The sequence below is a fragment of the Trichlorobacter sp. genome (assembly GCF_030247655.1).
Classification (GTDB): Bacteria; Desulfobacterota; Desulfuromonadia; order Geobacterales; family Pseudopelobacteraceae; genus Trichlorobacter.
This window is the reverse complement of sequence record NZ_JAOTRZ010000369.1, coordinates 1-1514: the sequence shown is the minus strand read 5'-3', so window position 1 is coordinate 1514 and position 1514 is coordinate 1. Positions and strand designations below refer to the sequence as shown.

2 protein-coding genes are annotated in these 1514 nt (G+C 57.5%); both read left to right on the top strand.

Translation table 11 applies throughout. The features are described 5' to 3' along the window. Window positions 1–1064: proton-conducting transporter membrane subunit (locus OEL57_RS16800; protein ID WP_300742098.1), on the top strand; the 1064-nt coding region annotated here is incomplete at its 5' end. Beyond that, window positions 1061–1514: NADH-quinone oxidoreductase subunit C (locus OEL57_RS16795; RefSeq protein WP_300742096.1), on the top strand; the 454-nt coding region annotated here is incomplete at its 3' end. The genes OEL57_RS16800 and OEL57_RS16795, both read left to right, overlap by 4 nt.

The window sequence follows — 1514 nt, the reverse complement described above, 5'->3', positions numbered from 1 at the left end:
CGACGGTCTCCATGGCTCCGCTGATCTATTTTAATCGTAATGCCCGCTCCATTGAGGCCACCTGGAAATATCTGATGATCTGTTCCGTGGGGATCGCTCTGGCCCTGCTTGGGCTGTTGTTTCTGGCCTATGCCACCCACGTTGCCCATCAGGATGCCACCCTGCTGCTGTCGGATCTGCTGGAGGATGCCAAACTGCTGAATCGTGGCTGGCTGCATGCCGCCTTCATCTTTCTGCTGGTGGGGTACGGTTCCAAGCTGGGGCTGGCACCGCTGCACACCTGGAAGCCTGATGCCTACGGCGAAGCCCCCGGTCTGGTGGGGGCGCTACTGGCTGGCGGGCTGGTCAACTGTGCCTTTCTTGCTATCCTGCGGGTCTATCAGGTCTGTCTGGCCTCGGTTGTCGAGGTGCTGTTTTTTCAACAGGTGCTGGTGGTGTTGGGCTTGCTTTCCATGGCGGTGGCAGCGGTCTTCATGGCCCGTCAGCATGATTTTAAGCGGATGCTGGCCTATTCCAGTGTTGAGCATGTCGGTATTCTGGCAGTCGGTCTGGGGATTGGCAAAGGTGCGCTGTTCGGGGTGTTGTTTCACCTGATCAATAACGGTCTGACCAAGGGGGTGTTGTTTCTCTCCTCCGGCAATATCCATCGCTCCTATGGTGGTAAAACCACTGAGGTTGTACAAGGCGCCTTGACCCGGCTGCCCTGGTCAGGGGGGCTCTTTCTGGCCGGTTTCATCGCCATTACCGGTTCACCGCCGTTCTCTCCCTTTATCAGCGAGTACTCCATTATCAGCAGTATCTTTGTTGAACGTCAGTATCTGGTGGGGGGGCTGTTTCTGCTGTTTCTTGCGGTGATCTTTATCGGCATGGCCTTGACGGTACTGCCGATGGTGATGGGTACGCCCCGTGCTGATCTGGAGGTGACTGATTACCGTGACCGGCTGCTGACCGTGGGACCGCCGCTGGTGATGCTGCTGGTGATTGTCTGGCTGGGGGTCTGGCCGCCTGAGGCGCTGCTGCAACTGCTGAAGGATGGGGCTGCCATGCTGGAGGTGCGGTCATGAACGATACCCTGCGCCTGATCTATAATGGCCGGGCACTTGCCTGCAGTGATATCCCCTGTTGTGATCAAGAACGCTTTCTGCAGACTATCCTTGATAAGACTGAACGTGGCTGGCGGGTCGGCAGCTACTGCGGCTTCCCGGTTGGCGAGACTACGGTTCTGTACTGTCTGCTGGCATCCCCTTCTGACGGTGTCTTGGGGATTATGCAGACGGTCTGCAGTGGTACAGAATTCCCCTCCATTGCGGTTCAGTGTCCGCAAGTCCAGCTGTTTGAGCGGGAGATTGCCGAACAGTGCGGCATCAGATTTACTGGCCATCCCTGGTTCAAGCCGGTGCGCTTTGTCCGCTCGGTAGTGGCCGGCCGTGATGCCTGGGGCCGTCCTGATGATCAGCCGATTCAGGTGGGGGTGATGGACTATTACCGGGTGGATGGTGAAGAAATCCATGAAT